General features: G+C 53.4%; 17 protein-coding genes. 2 read left to right on the forward strand and 15 right to left on the reverse strand.

Features of this window, described 5'->3' with window-relative positions:
* Window positions 1-212 precede the first annotated feature (212 nt).
* Window positions 213-1142 (forward strand): RES family NAD+ phosphorylase, encoded by a 930-nt coding sequence (locus HX807_RS25755; protein WP_177051500.1) that lies wholly within the window; start codon window positions 213-215, stop codon window positions 1140-1142.
* A 138-nt stretch (window positions 1143-1280) separates the two neighbouring features.
* Here HX807_RS25755 and HX807_RS25760 read toward each other — a convergent pair whose 3' ends face one another.
* The 9 genes from HX807_RS25760 to HX807_RS25800 all read right to left on the reverse strand — a co-directional run bounded on the left by HX807_RS25760 (window position 1281) and on the right by HX807_RS25800 (window position 13247).
* Window positions 1281-1748, reverse strand: a complete 468-nt coding sequence (locus HX807_RS25760) for a hypothetical protein (protein WP_217628726.1) — start codon at window positions 1746-1748, stop codon at window positions 1281-1283.
* Between the two features lie 258 nt (window positions 1749-2006).
* Window positions 2007-3269: a hypothetical protein gene (locus tag HX807_RS25765; RefSeq protein WP_177051501.1), complete on the reverse strand. Its 1263-nt coding sequence runs from the start codon at window positions 3267-3269 to the stop codon at window positions 2007-2009.
* Window positions 3270-3272: 3 nt separating this feature from the next.
* Entirely contained in the window at window positions 3273-4406 is a 1134-nt protein-coding gene (locus HX807_RS25770) for a nucleoid-associated protein (RefSeq protein WP_069672869.1), read from the reverse strand.
* A gap of 1609 nt (window positions 4407-6015) precedes the next feature.
* Entirely contained in the window at window positions 6016-6615 is a 600-nt protein-coding gene (locus HX807_RS25775; RefSeq protein WP_102367868.1) for a hypothetical protein, read from the reverse strand.
* On the reverse strand, window positions 6612-7172 hold the full coding sequence (locus tag HX807_RS25780) for an RNA polymerase sigma factor (RefSeq protein WP_003218160.1): 561 nt from the start codon (window positions 7170-7172) through the stop codon (window positions 6612-6614). Before HX807_RS25780 ends, HX807_RS25775 begins: the two co-directional genes overlap by 4 nt.
* Window positions 7173-7198: 26 nt before the next feature.
* Window positions 7199-8860, reverse strand: a complete 1662-nt coding sequence (locus tag HX807_RS25785; protein WP_177051502.1) for a VWA domain-containing protein — start codon at window positions 8858-8860, stop codon at window positions 7199-7201.
* Between the two features lie 74 nt (window positions 8861-8934).
* Entirely contained in the window at window positions 8935-9528 is a 594-nt protein-coding gene (locus tag HX807_RS25790) for a hypothetical protein (protein ID WP_008433680.1), read from the reverse strand.
* 88 nt (window positions 9529-9616) lie between these two features.
* The gene (locus HX807_RS25795) at window positions 9617-12205 is read right to left on the reverse strand and encodes an autotransporter domain-containing protein (RefSeq protein ID WP_177051511.1); all 2589 of its coding nucleotides are present in this window, start codon (window positions 12203-12205) and stop codon (window positions 9617-9619) included.
* Between the two features lie 349 nt (window positions 12206-12554).
* Entirely contained in the window at window positions 12555-13247 is a 693-nt protein-coding gene (locus HX807_RS25800) for a hypothetical protein (protein WP_102367864.1), read from the reverse strand.
* Window positions 13248-13637: 390 nt separating this feature from the next.
* Between HX807_RS25800 and HX807_RS25805 the strand changes: the two genes are divergently transcribed.
* The gene (locus HX807_RS25805; RefSeq protein WP_008433674.1) at window positions 13638-13895 is read left to right on the forward strand and encodes a hypothetical protein; all 258 of its coding nucleotides are present in this window, start codon (window positions 13638-13640) and stop codon (window positions 13893-13895) included.
* A 50-nt stretch (window positions 13896-13945) separates the two neighbouring features.
* Here the strand turns inward: HX807_RS25805 and HX807_RS25810 are convergent, their stop codons facing one another.
* The 6 genes from HX807_RS25810 to HX807_RS25835 form a co-directional block, all read right to left on the reverse strand.
* Complete coding sequence (locus HX807_RS25810) at window positions 13946-14335, reverse strand: hypothetical protein (protein ID WP_008433672.1); 390 nt, start codon at window positions 14333-14335, stop codon at window positions 13946-13948.
* A gap of 144 nt (window positions 14336-14479) precedes the next feature.
* On the reverse strand, window positions 14480-14968 hold the full coding sequence (locus HX807_RS25815; RefSeq protein WP_008433671.1) for an Imm6 family immunity protein: 489 nt from the start codon (window positions 14966-14968) through the stop codon (window positions 14480-14482).
* 358 nt (window positions 14969-15326) lie between these two features.
* Complete coding sequence (locus HX807_RS25820; RefSeq protein WP_008433670.1) at window positions 15327-16052, reverse strand: hypothetical protein; 726 nt, start codon at window positions 16050-16052, stop codon at window positions 15327-15329.
* A gap of 4 nt (window positions 16053-16056) precedes the next feature.
* Window positions 16057-16218 (reverse strand): hypothetical protein, encoded by a 162-nt coding sequence (locus HX807_RS25825; protein WP_008433669.1) that lies wholly within the window; start codon window positions 16216-16218, stop codon window positions 16057-16059.
* Window positions 16219-16354: 136 nt separating this feature from the next.
* A complete protein-coding gene (locus HX807_RS25830) occupies window positions 16355-16591 on the reverse strand; it encodes a methyltransferase domain-containing protein (protein WP_256579544.1) in 237 nt (78 codons plus the stop codon).
* Window positions 16592-16726: 135 nt separating this feature from the next.
* Window positions 16727-17185, reverse strand: coding sequence for an SMI1/KNR4 family protein (locus HX807_RS25835; protein ID WP_177051513.1), 459 nt, complete (start codon window positions 17183-17185; stop codon window positions 16727-16729).
* Between the last annotated feature and the right edge of the window lie 3 nt (window positions 17186-17188).

The raw sequence follows: 17188 nt of genomic DNA on the forward strand, positions 1-17188 counted from the left end.
CTTGCGAATGTCCGCTTCTGGCCGATTTCTGCCGTTCGTGACGGGCAGCAATCGGCCAACAGCCGCCATTGGCAGCAGATTGGGTGGGGAGGTGCTATCCTGCAAACGATATTTTCGGGGCCTCTTTTAGTGTATTGAAGTGCGCCCATTAAAATCAGGCATCTAGGCTCTAACGAGCTACAACCTGACCTCAAATGTTAGGCTTAAAAATTATGAACCTCGACGATTGCGAGTACATTTTTGATAAAGCGCTTAAAAGCAGTTCCGAGGCAGACTTTATCCATATAATCGCTCCTCTCTTCGAGCATTATAAAATTCTCTCACTTATGTATGGCAGGGGAAGTATTTTTTGGCGTGCCCGAGCGATTGAAAGCGAACCATTTTCGAATCTTTCTGAGATGGGCTACCCGCCGGCTGAATTCGCAAGACTTGGTAGGTTTAACGATCGAGGAGTACCTTGCCTTTACATTGCAGCAAGAAAAGAAACAGCGTTAGCTGAAATAGAAGCGAAAGAAGGCCAACTCATTCAGCTGGCCGGTTTCAGGATTTTAAATGAATCACCTATTCGTTTGGCGGTAATTGGGGAGTACTCAAACGTTCAGAAAAATGGCTACATGCACTTTTCTGGTCAAGACCCTGAGATGACGATTTCAAAGTTTATTAATTCGATGCCTCCCGAACAGGCGTTGATGAAAATCTACATCGACAAATTTTTCGCTCACGTGCTTGCAGATCCTAATGCTTCTAGCTCTGGTTATCGCTTCAGTCGTGCTCTCAGCCAAGCAATTTATTCAAAAGTCAACGTAGGGGCGATAGTGTTTCCAAGCGTGAAGGATCGGGGAGGATTCAATTTAGCGGTGAAGGCCATTGAGTCGGATCAGTGCTTTCACAATGTTTCATGCTTGATAGTAAAGATAGGAAAGCTTAGAAGATTTGGCATGATGGAGTTTGAAGTAGTCAAATCAGCTGAGCGTCTAGACGATGACGATAACTTTGTTTGGATGCCTACAGGAAAGTCTTATGAGGTCGGCATATATGGAATGACTCAAGACGAGTATGAGAATGCCACAGCAGGGAAAAATAGTAGAAATGGCCTGCTAAACATGATCCACAAAGTCAGAAACTCTGAAACCCCAGAATAATAGGGCGAGCGCGCAATGATACTTTTACCTTCTTCAGTAAGACGACGACGCTAACCCGCCCCATCACATACGGATGCAGTGGCCAATAAATAACTAAGATGAACACACTCGGCTTGACCTGCAAGATTAGACTTAAGCTCAGCGCCAATATTTTGGGTCACTCTTGAAATTTTCTCGCTCCAGGCGACGAAGCTCTTCGAATCCTTTGGACCTAGCCTTAATCTCTGTCCACGCCTGCGAAAATGCCGGTAGATTTAAATTCGCCTCAATTCCCTCTGACCAACTTCCCCAAACACTCGAAGTAATGCGTCCACGTGATCGAAGCGAGATTTGCTCGTTGGTCAGGTCTACATATCGGTACAGTTCGTCGAAGGCTTCTTCGTATTCATCGTCGTTTAAGCGATCGCCCATTAAAGCCTTTTTCGACAGCTCTCCAGCCAATTCGCGATATTCCTTCCCCAATGCGTCCTCAAATTGAAGTTGCGCGATCTCACGACTGGTCTTTAGCTGGTGTCGAGCGTACCAAACCCCGACCGCAGCTACGCAGGCCGCAAATGCCGAGATTGCACTACCAGCTGCACTAACGATATCTGTAGTTTCAGACACAGGTTTACCTCTGCAATACTCTGATTATGAATCTATCCTGCAAAGGAAGCTTGCAGTGGAGATTTGGAATTAGTTTTTAACTAAAGCATAATAACAATTTTCGCGAGTTAGACATGCCTCGTTTGCGATCCGAATAAATCTTCATTTCGCAGACGCATTTTATTGACTTTTTGTCCGACTGCTGAATCTAACGAAGGGCTAAAATCGGTCAGAAGCAAACATCGCATTTCTTTAGCATTTGTATGCGATATCCTCTGTCTAAGGGCTTAGAAAAATCGGGTCAATAGTAGGACCAGCGGCAATTACCGATATGGCAGTAACAACAACCCATAGGAATGAGTTCCAATATTTTACGAGAGCCACCAGCATGGCCCCGGCTGCAGGTAATAACGCCAGTACCTGCAATAGCTGAAATGTACGCCGCAATGAAAGCCCCTGTTTTTCGACTTGCTCAATTGTAATTCTGAGCAGGACCTGAAGCTTCGGGGGATAGGTTTTTATTTTGCCTCTAAAATCGTCGAAAACAACATTGAAGCTATGTAACAAGCGGTCTGTCTGAAGTATTTGATTGTGCAAGATGGCGAGTAAGACCAGCGAAACAACAATCAAGCCTAGTACTAGAACGAACCCTTCAAAAGCGGAAGTACTGTTGTTCAGGACAACCCATCCAGCAAAAGACACCGGGAGTGCAAGCATTTTGCCAGCAATGTCACCCAATACGCCGCTGAGCTTGGTCCCATAGTCGATTTCCGCCTGTGCCAATTCGCGCCGAGCCTTCTCGAAAGAAAAGCTGTAGACGTAAGTTTGTAAATTAGCGCGGTAGGTAGTGAGGACCTCATTCCATTCGCGAACCACTACGAGGAAGTGATTTGGCTCGTTTTCAAACTTCTCAATTACATTTGCAATCGCCATACGGATCATCAGTTTGCGTTCTGAGAGATGAGCCTTGTTCTCATTTTTTCGGTTGAGAATCTCCTCAAGCAAACTGACATGCCTGAGTTCATGGCCAAGAACATGTTCATCAACCTGCGTCGGCAGAAGAAACGTCCTGGGTGGTTTTGCGCCGTCGGGAGGCAAAGCGAAGAACAAATTATATGTATCTGGGCTACTGTCCTTGTCCACACCGATTGCCAACAACGCCAGAAGCTCGATTAACCTACAAACTCGTCTGAGCTTTTTAATTTGTGTTGGTTCGCTAGCGTCGAAATCTGCCCAACCCAAGTCAACGACGTACACGTTCTGCGGAAACTGCCCTTTGCCCAGTGACCCGTTCCGGGCCAAGTCGCTAACGTTTGCGTAAAATCGGCCCGATTCATTCGTAGGTAGGCGTAACTCGATCTCTACGGCACCACCTTCAACTATTTCATGATGCTGGATTTTCCCGAATTCGGGCTGCAGATCCTTGCACGCCTGCAGCGCGGCAGCGATGTCAGTAGTGAGCAATCCTTCATAGGAGACCACACCGCCTTCGATGGCTGGCGCTCCCATTGCCCTATACAGGGCCACGACATTGAAAAACATGGCTTACCCAACCCTGGCCTGCAGCTCTTTTTCAATCAAATCGACCAGTTCCTGGTTCATGTTTGAAAGGGTCAGCTTCTTGCGACTCTCATCGTAATAAACATCGGACGTTGCCTCCTTCCCCAAGGCACCACGTTCGAATTGAAGCGACCAGCTTGCAGCTTCGCCTTTGATCCTGGTCTTCTCCTTCAGCGATTTGGCATTGACAGTAAAGTCCTCAGGGACGCGATGTTTTTCATCGTTGAGATAGTCCTTCAGTCCTGCAATTTCATCGACCAGATCAGGCGGAACGTGCTGAATTGCCGCATGGCAGATCGCATCTAACCGAGCGGGCTTTCCATCCACCAGTCGATCTTGCAAATATCGTACAACCGCCTCTTTCGCCTTGTAAGCAAAGGGCTTGAGCTCTTTATTATTACGGAAGAAACGGCCAACGTAATCAATGGCATTTTTGGTTGCCCGGCCGGATGCCACTCCTTTGGCGCATCCCAAAGCGGAGATGAAATAGTCAGAAGCCTGGCTGTCCCGACCGCGGCTGATAAAGCACAGATAGGTAGAATCAACCTCTTCTACGTCCTCAGCATCTACAACCGTATTGTCTGCAGTAACACCTACGGCTGCGGCAGTAACCGACGCGAATTTCACAAAGTTGATCCTGGCTGCCTGCTGAACAGTTTTCAGGTCCACTTCCTGAATGGCTTTGGGCACGTAGTTTTCATCGAGCTGGATGCCGCCACGCTGTTTGATGCTAGCGACCAGAAAGAAGTCAGACGCACCGGAGGTGTATTGCGCGCAGAGAATGTGGCCCCCAGTGGCCAAGGTTTGGTCCCTCGCCTGCTGGACAAGCTGATCCATTGCTAAGTGGGTTAACGCGATAAATGCAGCCTCATCACCACAGACATTCGCGTAAGCACTAAACCGATCGGGAAACGGACCTTGGCGACCGTCGTCAGCGAATTGTCCGTAGACCACACTGTTTCCTTCTTTACCAATCAGACCGTTGATGCCTTCGACCAGGGACTCTAAAGCTGGGTTTTGTGTGTCGAGGACAACGTCCTTTTTCACCACGTCAGAAACGAGACCTGTATGAGCAATCTTTTTGAAACTGTGGATGATGGCGGTTTTCAGCGTGATCACAAGTCGACTTCCATTTCAGTAATGTCAATGTGAGATTACGAGAGTCAGGGTTGACCTGCAAATGATCATTGGTCTGCCGCCTGCATCCTATAGCGGTCGACCGAACCAACTGAGAGAAACTGACAGCCTAACTGTATATAAAAACAGTATCACTGTCGAGCTCGCTATACTCGCTTGATATTTGTCTGTTAATGGTCGGTAGCTGCCCTTATAGGCAAAAGCCCCTAGGTCGATGACCTCCTGCCTCAATCATCACAAGCCGCTGCTCCAGAGCATCATGGTGTAACACCTATTTGCGATGTAACACGTATATCGGCAAACGAGTCGAAGCTGTATAACACAATATAAGTCCTTTAAAATCATACACTTAAATAAAAGCGTAACACCCGTAACACTCGTAACACGGTTTATTAGGGTATCCCCCTAGCCCCATTAGTATTGCCCCTCCAGCGAAGCGAGGTCGATCAAGCTCTTGGCTTTGGTTCGATAGTGAGGACCCTGGCGCATTCTTGAAGATACGGGGTAGGAAACCCGCGTGATCGTGGCAGCGGAAAGGTGCCCAGCTTAGTGAACAGGTGAACCGGGTGAACTGCTGTTCACCAGTGCATTTGCCCTATGAATCGGAAAGCCGCTGGGGACCCTGGGCATTTCGGATAGACACGGGGCATAGAACCCGCCGGATCTCGTTAGTGGCTGGGCTCCAAAGTTAGTTGACTGGTTGACCGAGTTGACCGGGCCAATCGTTCACTATCCTGAACGAAACCCATGACCGTTACAGATCCAGTAAGGATGCCCTTTTCTCTTCAAGATCCTTTCAATTTCAACGTTGAAATTTCAGTAAGCTGGTGCGGCTGCCGCTATCACGATCCCGCGGGTTTCATGCCCCGTGTGAGCACGTTAGGCCCAGGGGCCCCGGCGCTTTTTCTCGATGAGTTTGAAGTCATAGGTTCGACTGGGCCAGTGCTATTGGTTGGCGAGCTGGTATAGAGTCGTGTCTCTGACGTTCCAGGGCGTGACCTTCTAACAGGGATTACAGGAGTATTTATGATCGGAACATACAGAACAGGCAAAGACGGGAAGAAGATAAAAATCCCGACCGGTTACACATCCAGGGAAGGCAAAGATGGACATGTGGTCGCCGTCCCACCAGGAGGGACCTCGAGAGAAGGAAAAGACGGGAGGGTAGTCGCCATCCCTAAAGGTGGAACGTCTCGTGAAGGTAAAGACGGACGAGTCTGTGCCATCCCTGTGGGCGGCACCTCTCGTGAAGGTAAAGATGGACGCGTGGTAGCCATTCCTCGAGGCTATACCTCGCGAGAGGGCAGTGATGGTCGCGTCATAGCCATCCCACCAGGAAGAACAGCCACCGAAGGGACCTCAGGTCGACTTAAATTGGTTCCCATTAGATAACTAGACGCCTGCTGGTCAGTACTAGCACTGGCCAGCGGACCGCTTCCTGTATGCCTACATGTATGCCTAACTAACGCACCACCACCCACCCCCTTATAAACCGGCACTCTTAAAGCCCAGTTCAAACGACGCCGGGGCACCATATACAGAAGAAAAAGCCCCAGGTCGAAAGACCTGGGGCTTTTTTGTGGGCGTCGATTCAGGGTTTCTGCAACGCCTCCAACCGCGCCGGCAAGTCTTCCTTGGGAAAGCGCTTATGCAACTCCAGCAGCTTCTCATCCGCCGCCTTCGCCTCTCCCGCCTGCCGCAACCGCAGGATCTCCTGCAGCCCTTGCTCCAATGGCGGCAGCACAACAGCCGAGCGCTTGCTCATCTTCGCCACCGGCTCATCCGCCAGCGAACCCGCGACTTCTGCCTGCACCTGCGGCGCACTGTCAGCCTGCGGAGCCACGGAGAATCGAGCCATCGGCGCGGCAGCCGGGGCCGGGCGGGCCAGTTCCTGCGGGGCGGCCGCGTAAGTGCCTGTGGATAACTCCGGCTGCGGCACCGGCGAGCGCGTGACCAAACCAATCATCAGGGCCACACCCGCGACGGTGGCAAACGCCATCTGCCAGCGCGGCCGTTGGCAGGCCTGTAACCAACGCTGCCACAGGCCGGGTTGCCGCACCGGTGCTTCACGGTGGGCGGTGGCCAGGATGAAGGCGTCCAGGGAAGCCGGCGGCTCGCCGCTGGTGTGTTGACGGAAATGCTCGATCAGCAGCTCGTCGTTCGAGTCCTGGGTATGTCGGGGGTCAGTCATGCGGGTACCTCCTCGGCCAGCAGTCGGCGCAGTTTCTGCTGGGCGTAACGCAAGCGGCTTTTTACCGTTTCCAGTGGGGCGCCGGTGAGCGCGGCGATTTGTGGCACTTCCAGCTCGCCATGCAGGCGCAGCAGGAACACTTCGCGCTGATCTTCGGGCAAGTCTTGCAACGCGCTGTCCAGGCGCGCCTGGTCGCGACTCAGGCTCAGCAGTTGCTCAGGCCCGGCGCTGTCGTCGGGCTGGCCGTGAAGCTGCTCATCGTAGCTGTCGTGCAGCGGGTTGTGGATGCCGTGTTTGCGCCAGTGGTCGATCAGGCGGTTGCGGGCAATCTGGAATAACCAGGTGCGAAAACTCGCCCGGCCCTGTGGCTCGCTGGTGCTGCGGATCAGGCTGAGCCAGGTGTCCTGGAACACTTCCTCGGCCAGTTCGGCCTTGTTGCTCAAGGACACCAGAAAACGGTACAGGCCCTGTCGATGCCGCGCATACAGGGCCTCGAACGCTGCACCGTCGCCGCTGCGGTAGCGGGACAGCAGGGCTTCGTCGCTGGGTGAATCCATCAGGTGGCGCACTCCTTTGAGGTGGATCAGTGTTTGGCCGGGGCCTGGAGGCTCTGGGCCAATTCGACCAGTTGCACAAACTCGCCGCGCAAACCAAAAGGGTCGTCGCCCCGAGCGGAGCGGGCCAGTGCGGCCGTGTCCTTGAAACTCATGCTGCCAGTGTAGCGGCCATCACCCTTGAGTTGCTGGGCGAAGGCGGCCACGGCAGCAGAGAAGCGCAGGTCGTCGCTGGGTTTGCCGCTGTGCTGGTTGCTGATCGGGTGTTCGATCAGTCGGCTATCGCCGCCTTCCGCTGGTTTGTAGCGTACCCGCAACATCGCCAACTCATCAGTTTTACCGTCAGCCTTGGTTGCCGATGCGTAGCGCAGTGGCTCCAGCCAGCCCTGTTCACCCTTCGGGACAATTTCATACAACGCGGTCACCGTGTGCCCGGCACCGATTTCTCCGGCGTCGACCTTGTCGTTGTTGAAATCCTCACGCTTCAGGGCGCGGTTTTCATAGCCGAGCAATCGGTATTCGCTGACCTGCGCCGGATTGAATTCCACTTGCAGCTTCACATCCCGGGCCACCACAGCGAGGGTCGAGCTGAGCTGGTCCACCAGCACTTTGCGGGCTTCGCGCAGGTTGTCGATATAGGCGTAGTTGCCATCACCGGCATCGGCCAGTTGTTCCATCAGGTGTTCGTTGTAGTTATCCACACCGAAGCCGAGGGTGGTCAGGGACACGCCGCTTTTGCGCTGGTCGACCGCCAATTGCTTGAGGCTGTCGAAGTCGCTCACGCCTACGTTGAAGTCACCGTCGGTGGCCAGCAGGATGCGGTTGATGCCTTTGTCGATAAACCCTTCGCGGGCCATTTGGTAGGCCATTTCGATCCCCGACGCGCCTGCGGTGGAGCCACCGGCGGTGAGTTGGTCGATGGCGTTGCGGATTTTGGTTTTGTCCCGGCCCGAGGTGGGCTTGAGCACCACTCGCGATTCGCCGGCGTAGACCACCAGCGAGACGCGGTCCTGGTCGCGCAATTGATCCACCAACAGTTTCAGGGTGCTCTTGACCAGCGGCAGGCCTTCGCGGCGATTCATCGAGCCGGATACGTCCACCAGGAACACCAGGTTAGCCGGAGCCAGGTCCGCCACGGCGTGGTCCGAGGCCTTGATGCCGATGCGCAACAGCCGGCTGTGAGGGTTCCACGGCGACGGTGCCACTTCAGTGGTCACGCCAAAGGGCGAGCCGTCGGTGGGCAAGGCGTAGTCATAAGGGAAGTAATTGACCATCTCCTCAAGTCGCACAGCACCTTCGGGCGGCAGGCTGCCTTGATTAAGGAAACGTCGTACGTTGGCATAGCTGCCGGTGTCGACATCGACGCTGAAGGTGGAGACCGGTGTTTCGGCAACGCTGCGGATCGGGTTGTCCGGGAGGTTCTGATATTGCTCCCGAGGCTCGGTCTGGTATTGCATGGCGATCGAGTCGTTCATGACCAATCGCGACGCCATCGGTGCAGGCGCAACCCTCCGCTTGACCATGGCCCCCTGGACGCTGGCGGGCTCACTTTGCACCTCCACGACAGGCGCCGACTCAGCGGGCTTGGCCACGTCACGGGATGAAGAAAGCCCACACCCGGCAAGCGCCACCAGCAGGGTCACGGTGAAGCCTTGGGCGGCAGGGCGCAACAGCAGAAGAGGACGGGACATGGGCTGAACCTCGTGAATGAATGATCCGTTCACAAGGTCAGACGCAAGGGGCTGGCGATTCGGGTTAAAGCAACTTAGAGCGACGGAATATTTCCCGTCGCTGCCACAGTCGCCACCGGGACACGCTCGTTAGGCGCAGTTACGTCATACACATGCTGCTCACAGCCCTTCCCGATAATCACGAATTCCACCAGGTAAACCTTTTGCTTCTCAGGCTTGAAGGTCGAACTCATGGGGCCGCACTCATACACATAGGTTTTGACGAGGCCGACATAGTTGGCGTTGTAGACCCGTGACTCGCCGATCACTTCAAAGGGCTGCCCCGGGTCAGCCTGCACTTCCAACTGCGGGAAGCGTTTGGCGACGGCGCTGTTGCCCACTTCGTTCATCTTGGCGATCCAGCCGAATACCTTGCCACGGCCGGAATCCACCACCGTCCCGAGGATTTCCGGACGCTGATCTGCATCGGAACTACGGCGTACGGAGAACTGCACCGGATAGGTAAAACCGGTTGCCTTCATGATGACCTTGGCGTGTTCGGCGTCCACCTCGACCTTTTTCTGCTGCAACTGGACGCCGTCCGTCAGCAGGCTTGGCGAGGAGTTCCTGGCAGTGGAGTGGCAGCCGGCCAAGACCAGGGCGAGGATTAAGAGTGAGGTCTTTTTCATGGGTTACTTCCTTGAGCACATTTAAAAGTCTGGCTCGGGCTACGTGGGAGAACCGCAGCCCGATGCCGTTTTCTATCGGCCGTAATACTTAAAACGCGTACCGCGCCTTGAGCATGACCCCATCGGCATCAAAACCACTGCGGGCCTGGCGGGTGTAGCTGGCACCCACGGTAAAGTCCGACACCTGGTAGTTCACGCCGACACTGGCTTCATAGCTGTCACGCGCCACCGAAGCGCCGGTGACGGTGAACGCAGAACCGCCGAGCACATAGCTGGAGGTTTGTGCGACGCGATCACCCATCAGGTCGTGATACGCCATCAAGGTTGCTTCCGGCTGCAAGCTACCGGCACCCATGGGCAAGTTGCCCGCCAAGCGCACACCAGCGCCCAGCTCGCCCACTTCATAGCGTTGCGACTGGGTGCTCAGCGCGGCCGAGGAGCCCTTCTCGTTGAAACCGTCCATGCGCACGTTGGCGTAACGCGCTGCCACGCGCGGCTCGATCACCACGGCCTGCGACGGCTTGAAGCTGTAGCCGCCGATCACACTGGCAGACAGCACATTGCTGTCGTAACTGCCCTTGGCTGTGGTGCCGGCGATATGGCGTTTGCTGTCGTTGTCGTTATGGCCATAGCTGAGGCTGCCGTCGACAAACCAGTTTTGCAGCGACCAGTTGCCGTACAGCGACAGCGCATGGCCCTCCACATCGGTCTTGTTGCCGAGGTCGGAATGGATGTTGGAGTTAAGGTAGCTGTACGCCACGCCCAACGTGGTGGTGTCGTTCAAGCGCCCGTCCACACCCACGGCCATGCCGCTGCTGTTGGCCGAGTAGCCGTTGTTGCCGCCACGCCCGTCCTGGTCCATGTTGCTGCTCAGGCCCTGCACCCACACGCCGCCGGTTTGATGGCTTTCGCGCTGGTCGGTGAGGCGGTTGAAGATCGCGCCGTTGACCACGGTCTGGCCCGACAACGCCACGTCCAGGGCGCCGCGATTGACGTCCGGCTTGAGTTGTTCGCTGACCTGAGCAAGCTGCTGTGCTGTGCCGGCGTCAGCCAGGGTTTGGAACACTGGGTCGTTCTGATTGAGTCCGCTCAGTACGTCGTTTTTAAAGGTGTTCACCGCCGTCGCTGACGCAGCGCCGGCGCCCACCGCGGCGAGCTCCTGCTGCACTTGCTGGTTGTCTTTAACCGCCACCACGGCCTTGACCGTTTGCGCGTCGGCCGAGTAGCTCAGCACGTTCAGCAGAGAGGACGAGCTGGCCACAGACAGGCCATTGTCTTGCACGCTGGTGGCTTGCAACAGGGTGTACTGAGTGCCGTTGTTGGTGCTGGCGAAGTCGCCCGGTTTGGCGCTCACGGTCAGCTTCGAAGCCTGGGCGAAATTCGCTGCACCGTTGACGGTCAGGTACGGCGTGGTCGGCACTACGCTGTCGGCCAGGTGGATATCAATACCTGCGCCGCTAGCAATGTTGAGGTTGCCAGTGATCGCAGTACCGGGCGCCGACAGGTTCAGCGAGCCCGAGTTGACCGATACCGGCGCGATGATGCGGCTGCCGGTGAAATCGGCCTGGCCTGCGACATTCACCGCGCTCAAGTTGAGCAGGTCGCCGGCGATTTTGCCGCCGGTCCAATTCAGCGTGGCAAGGTTGGCGGCGTCGATGGCGATGCCGGCGTTACTGCGGATTTCGCCGGCTTGCTGGTTGATCTCGAACGCCGAGGTCTGGTCCGCGGCATCTACATGAATGGCTGTACCATCGGCGCTGATCGTGCCGCGGTTAACGATGCCGCGCGCGCCGGTCGCGCTGTTCTGGGCAAAGGTTGCCCCGGCAAACTCGAAGGCATTGGCGTTGGTGCCCGTGGCCTCGACGGTGCCGGTGTTGAGGATGTAGTCGACCTTACCGTTTAGAAACATCACCGTCTTGGCGTCATTGCCGTTGGCAGAAAGCAGGCCGCTGTTTTCGATGCGCAGAGGGTTGGTGTCGGTTTCCACCTCGATGCCCCAGGCGCCCTCGCCCGTCGCCTTGAGCGTGCCGGCGTTGAGGATTTTGCCGCCGACGGTGGTCCCCAGATTGTTCTGACGGTCGAGGATCAGGCCGATGGCGTAATCACCGTTCATGTCGATCACACCGGTGTTCGAGACGTCGCCGGCGATGGTGGTGCCATGCAGGTAAATGCCTTCGCCGCCATCCACGTAGGAAGGTGAAGCCGGCGGCGTCAGGGGCAGCGTGGAACGGATGGTGCCGGAGTTGATGACACTTCCACCGATGGTCGTCGCGCCGATCTCAAGCCCCTCGTAACCCCCATTTTTCATAAGAATGTTGCCCGCCTGGACCACGTCCCCGGTGACAGTTCCCGGGCTCAGGTTCTGCGGGCCCGACCAGAAAAGCGGGTCCAGGGCAATCGCACGGATGGCGGCGCCCTGGGAATCCAGAGTGATGTCGGCACGGTTGATCAACGAACCCTGGATAGTGGTGTTGGCCACACCCAGTCCGGCAGGGTTGGTGGTGGTCGGCACCACTACTTCGGAGAACGTCCCGTTGATAATCAATGACTCATTAAAGGTCTCGCCGACCCAAATGTTCTTGCCCTGCCCCAGGTCGAACTCCACGGCCAGCGCTTGCGAACTGATTGCGCCGACCATGAGTGCCAACAGGTTTTTCTGGAACTGCTTACGCTTCATTTCAAACTCCATGAACTACATTAAAAGCCGCCAATAGGCCCGGCGGCAGTAGGTGTACTAAGCGAGGGATCAATTGATCCGAATGCATTCCCCCAGGGTGCCTTCCTGAAACGCAGGCGCGCGCCTGTGCACCACAGCGGGCGGTGACAGAAAAGAGGCTTGGGGGGCGAGGTTCACATTAATCCTTAATGTCATTTGAAAACGCTGCAGTCCATGCAGCCCGACCGGTTGCGGGTGGGCGGGGTAAAGACACTGGGATATACAAAATGTTCAAGGTGCTCGGCGGGTTCTATCAAACTGCTCGCGTCAGGATCAGCCACCGCAAGCCACGCGGCGACCTCTCGCTGGTCTACTTGAGCTCCTTCACCAGATAACTCCCGGAGATCTGCGTGATACCCGTCAACGCGCGGCGCAACGCCTCAGGATCAGTGCGATAAGTGAGCGGCGTGTAACCGTAGACATTCTGGCCATTGAACGGCGTGATCGACTCCACCGTGCGCCAGAGCATCTCGTCGCCACGGTCCATGCGCGCCACCACGGTTAGCGTCGGGTAGACCACGCTGCTGAAACCCTGGGTCAGGCGAAAGCCCCACTCGCCTACCGTCAGTTGAATCTGCGCATCGGCCGGCTCGTCGTCACCCACCACTTTGAGCGATGACGTCTTACCCAAGGCATCGATAAAGGCCTGCTTGAGCAACACGCCCAAGTCGATATTTTCGGCGTCCATCACCGTGAGGATCGCGGCCGGCGTCGACATCTCGGCCAGTTGCCCTGCCTTCATGCCGGCGGCAAACCCCGCGCCGCTCAAGGCCGCCGTGCCCAGCTTGGACGCGCCGCTGGCCATGCCGACGCCCGCACCAAGCCCGGCGCCCAGGGCCGCACCCCAGGCTTGTTCACGGCCCATGTAGACCATGTTCTTTTCCCACTTTACGGGCAGCACTTTGACCGTCTTGACCTGTGCGCGATGCTCGGGCGTGAGGGGCTGGCTGACGCAGCCGCCGAGGATGAGGGTGGAGAGGAGAATCAGGAGAAGGTTTTTCACATCAGTCCTTTAATGTTGGTGGTGGGTGGATGCGTTTAATCATCGCCAGGGTGTCGGCAATGGGGGTGAAGACATGAGGCATTGGGAGTGGGCCAGTACTTTGCTGCCTTGCGTGGGTTTGGGTGCGGGCTTATAGTCCGGGCCGTCGCCCACATGGCGATTCAGGTTTGGCGACCTGACAACAGAGCGCAAAAGCATCCCGCTTCTATGCAGGTGTTTTTGCACCCGCAAAGCTGTGCATGATATGGCGGCTGTGCGCGGGAGACCTTCGGGTCTGCCGGTTTTCTCTGTTGCCGGTTCGCCAACCTGCGTACGGCCGCCACCCATTCGTTTGGCGACGAATGAGTGGTGGCTTAATCCACCAACAGAGTACTGACAATGAATCGATACATGCCCCTCACGGGCCACGACTGCACCGTCCCCGCCCTGCTTATCGACACCCATGCGCCCCTCGATGTCCTCCACGACGCCGCCGTGTACCGGATTCGCGCCGTCACCCAACTGCTGGAAAACCTGGCCTTCCGCGACCAACTCAGCAGCGATGCTGTGGTGCTTCAAGACTTCGCCCAATTGCTGGCGATTCCGCTGCGCGATGGGTGTGATTTGCTGGATGTCATCAGTCGCAGACTCAATACCGATCCATCCTGAGTAAAAGCCGGGCGGCCTGGGTGCCGCCCCTTTAACTCGGTTAAACAACCTCACTTACCATGAAGCAAAACTTTTAAAGCATCTTTAGAAACGCACACTATGCGTGCCCACTCTTCTTTTTCCAAATACTCTTTATCAGAAAGATCAGGACCATACTTATCAAAAAGCGCGTCAATAGCTTGAACCACGTCCTCGATGGCTCTAGCTTCCTGATCATTTTTCAAAACTAGCCCTATCCAAGTGTATGCATTTTCAGCGAGCCCTGTATCGTCATATAAAAAATGTATTGTGTAATCAAGTTCATCATAAGCTAAATTCGGCGATGAACGTTCTACCCAGGCACGGAACTGGTAATCTGAGTCCGACAAACCTGCCAGATAGGAAACCAGCTCCTCTCTCATACTCGGAAATTTTAACTCGGAGAGTTCCAAGTTTTCCATTTTTTATACTCACTCTGGGCAAAGGGGACGGATTTATTTAATTGACCTAGCTGGAGTTTTTAAATCTAATATTTAAACAAATCCGTCACTTTTACGTCCTAAATAAATCCTTGCCCTTTACGTTAAAGAGCAACTCTGCCAGCATTAAAACGTGGATTGCCCCCTATTTTCCAAAACGTGTGCAGATAGATAAACACTCAACTTATCAGACAAGCCTATCCGTTCAATATAAGCAACAATATATACAGCAGAGCTCTCGTCCGCCTCACATACCGGCTCAGACATTTGCTCTTGTAGCCCTACAATCTTATAGGCCTTATTGGCAAAAAAACCGATCACCAACAATATTAAAATTAAACTATTTTGTTCTACGCTTTCAGATGCAAAATTTCCTTCTGCCAGCGGTCCGCTCTGCATATCATCGGAGTCTAGATAATATGCTAATTCATCAGCACTGAGCCCTCGATCAGACAACCATCGCCAACACTTATCAACTGCCTCCTGACATTTTTTTTGCGTATCACTCGCCGAGTCAAGGTTACGTAGAGCATAATCAAGCAACAGAAGGAAAATTGAGGCTTTCTTTACCCACATCATACTGTCAATGACTTTAAGCGCTTCTTCATTGTCCATTAACTATTCTCCCATCTTTAACTAGGACTGTTAGACGATTTGGCATTGCTGCCCCTCCCTCAGCGGTAACTCTTAGCAGAAGAGTAGGATAGCGCTGACTGAATTGTTTAACCACCCCATTCAGGTCACTATTACCCGTCAAACCTGCACTACACTTATTACAGATACCACTTGCATTTGGTTAAAGGGGACGGATTTATTTAATTAACTCATAAGAAATTTTTAATATTTAAATAAATCCGCCCCCTTTACGCTGTTATATCATCGACCGAGAAATAGGGGGTCAGACCACTATTAATACTTTAATTAGAAAACCGTGGCCTGAACCCTATTTCCCGCGCCCGATTCTCGCTCTAATTCACGCGTTAAACAAAACTTCTCTCAGCAAGTCCTGCCTCTCTGCCTGAGCCCCTACGGCTGCAGTGAAGCACTGATTATAGGCAGCAATCTTCAAAACGCCGCCCAAATCTTCTACTGCAAAGCAGTCGATATCCATTAACTTCTTTTCGTCGACACCCACTAACTGAAGCAAGGATTTGCTTACCCACATGAAAGCGCCAACCGCCTCAATGTAGCCGTTTCTTAAAACCCAACGCCCAGGATTTTTTGATATATCTACGACCTCTTGGGTCAGCGGAAAAGGCAGCCCATTACTTTTCTTGGGCAGATGAGCGTGTTCGACGCGCTCAACTTCAAAGAGCGTAAGACTCTCGGCATTTTGCCATCGATCATACTCGGCGTCGTAAATTCGAGCCTGAACAAAGCCGGGCTCATCGATTAAAGCTTCAATCAAGGTCTGTGCAACTTCAATCGAATTCGCCAGGTGTTTCATATCAAGCCGATAAAACGCTTTATCTGCCACATACGAAAACTCGACAGAACCGTTTGCCAGCTCAATAAAAAAACTCTGACACTTGTTTTTCTCCAAGTAATTCGAAACGTCCGCCAACCCTATTTTCTTGCCGGTAAAGCCATCAATGACGGTATCCTCATTAAAGTTTTTGAGCTGTTGTATTAGCCGCCCCCATACAACTGAAGCGCCATCATGTAGCCTCTCGCTAAAGACAATTTCAATTTCAGCCATATGATTAGCCACCGAACTCTTTAATAATCACAGTAATATTACGTTGCTTTCCATACTCTATAAGCTTGCTCGCGTCAGCCATTCCGCCCGGTTGAACTCGGATGTCCAAAATTTTCGTTGCCGGTACGCCATCCACGGTAATTTTTGAACTTTGCAAGGTGTCCATATGGGTTCTCATGTCATAAGACCACCCTTTACCTCGGGTATCAATCGTTTTCAAACTCACCACATTGGGTCAAAGGGGACGGATTTATTTAATCAACTCATCTGGATTTTTAAATATTTAAATAAATCCGTCCCCTTTACGCACTTGGTATTTTTCCGTAAGGGTTCGCAGCATTTGCGTTGACAAATATCTTTCCACCAGGCTCAACCACGCGAGTAGCTTCCGGAAGAAAATCCATCATTGAGTTAGTACCACCTGCACTCTTGGGAATGAATGGGTTACTAGCAACAATCTCTCCCACCGAACTATCCTTGAAAGGAAGTTTCGTTGCGTCCGCTCGAATACCAGACTGAATATCTGCTCGGACATCCACGTTTATAGCACCAGGAGTTTGAGCATTCTTCCCACCAAATAACTCAACAGTGGGTTTCCCACCAGAACTAGCTAATTCTCCTGTCGCTTTTGCACCGAGCCTTTCTCAACCATTTTTTAAACGCAGAATCGTTATTCAACTGAAAGACATTATTCTTTTTTCTAAGAAATCGATAAAGTTTTTCGCATACAAACTAGAAGTTTGATCAGAAAGTTCAAGCCTATAAACAGGATACTCTCCATCATTAAGACCATCGTCCGTGGCAAAATAAAATGATTCCCCTGCACCCGGCGGTTCGCAGATAAATAGCCTCTCCTTCCCACACAACCCATTTCGACCGTTAACGATTGACATATAAACGATATCCCCCCCCCTTACACTATCAAAATCCATTTCGTAGATACTATAAATCTCCTCCCCAGATATTTCCCCGCCAGAATAACACTTCAGCCACCATTTATAGCTATCAGACAACTTCAACCCAAGACGAGCTTCAGCTTTATAAATCCACTCATCAGCAATCCCGTCACCATAATCAGCAAACTCAACGTAATCCGACTCTTTAATAAGATTAATTATTCTCGAATAATCCACGCC

Origin of the sequence: Pseudomonas sp. D8002 (assembly GCF_013385695.1) — a bacterium.
Classification (GTDB): domain Bacteria; phylum Pseudomonadota; class Gammaproteobacteria; order Pseudomonadales; family Pseudomonadaceae; genus Aquipseudomonas.

Coding starts and splice junctions, on each gene's coding strand:
- HX807_RS25820 (WP_008433670.1), bottom strand. CDS start 16,052: ATGGCTGAAATTGAAATTGTCTTTAGCGAGAGGCTACATGATGGCGCT.
- HX807_RS25815 (WP_008433671.1), bottom strand. CDS start 14,968: ATGGACAATGAAGAAGCGCTTAAAGTCATTGACAGTATGATGTGGGTA.
- HX807_RS25810 (WP_008433672.1), bottom strand. CDS start 14,335: ATGGAAAACTTGGAACTCTCCGAGTTAAAATTTCCGAGTATGAGAGAG.
- HX807_RS25765 (WP_177051501.1), bottom strand. CDS start 3,269: ATGTTTTTCAATGTCGTGGCCCTGTATAGGGCAATGGGAGCGCCAGCC.
- HX807_RS25780 (WP_003218160.1), bottom strand. CDS start 7,172: ATGGATTCACCCAGCGACGAAGCCCTGCTGTCCCGCTACCGCAGCGGC.
- HX807_RS25775 (WP_102367868.1), bottom strand. CDS start 6,615: ATGACTGACCCCCGACATACCCAGGACTCGAACGACGAGCTGCTGATC.
- HX807_RS25755 (WP_177051500.1), top strand. CDS start 213: ATGAACCTCGACGATTGCGAGTACATTTTTGATAAAGCGCTTAAAAGC.
- HX807_RS25790 (WP_008433680.1), bottom strand. CDS start 9,528: ATGAAAAAGACCTCACTCTTAATCCTCGCCCTGGTCTTGGCCGGCTGC.
- HX807_RS25795 (WP_177051511.1), bottom strand. CDS start 12,205: ATGAAGCGTAAGCAGTTCCAGAAAAACCTGTTGGCACTCATGGTCGGC.
- HX807_RS25805 (WP_008433674.1), top strand. CDS start 13,638: ATGCCCCTCACGGGCCACGACTGCACCGTCCCCGCCCTGCTTATCGAC.
- HX807_RS25825 (WP_008433669.1), bottom strand. CDS start 16,218: ATGGACACCTTGCAAAGTTCAAAAATTACCGTGGATGGCGTACCGGCA.
- HX807_RS25785 (WP_177051502.1), bottom strand. CDS start 8,860: ATGTCCCGTCCTCTTCTGCTGTTGCGCCCTGCCGCCCAAGGCTTCACC.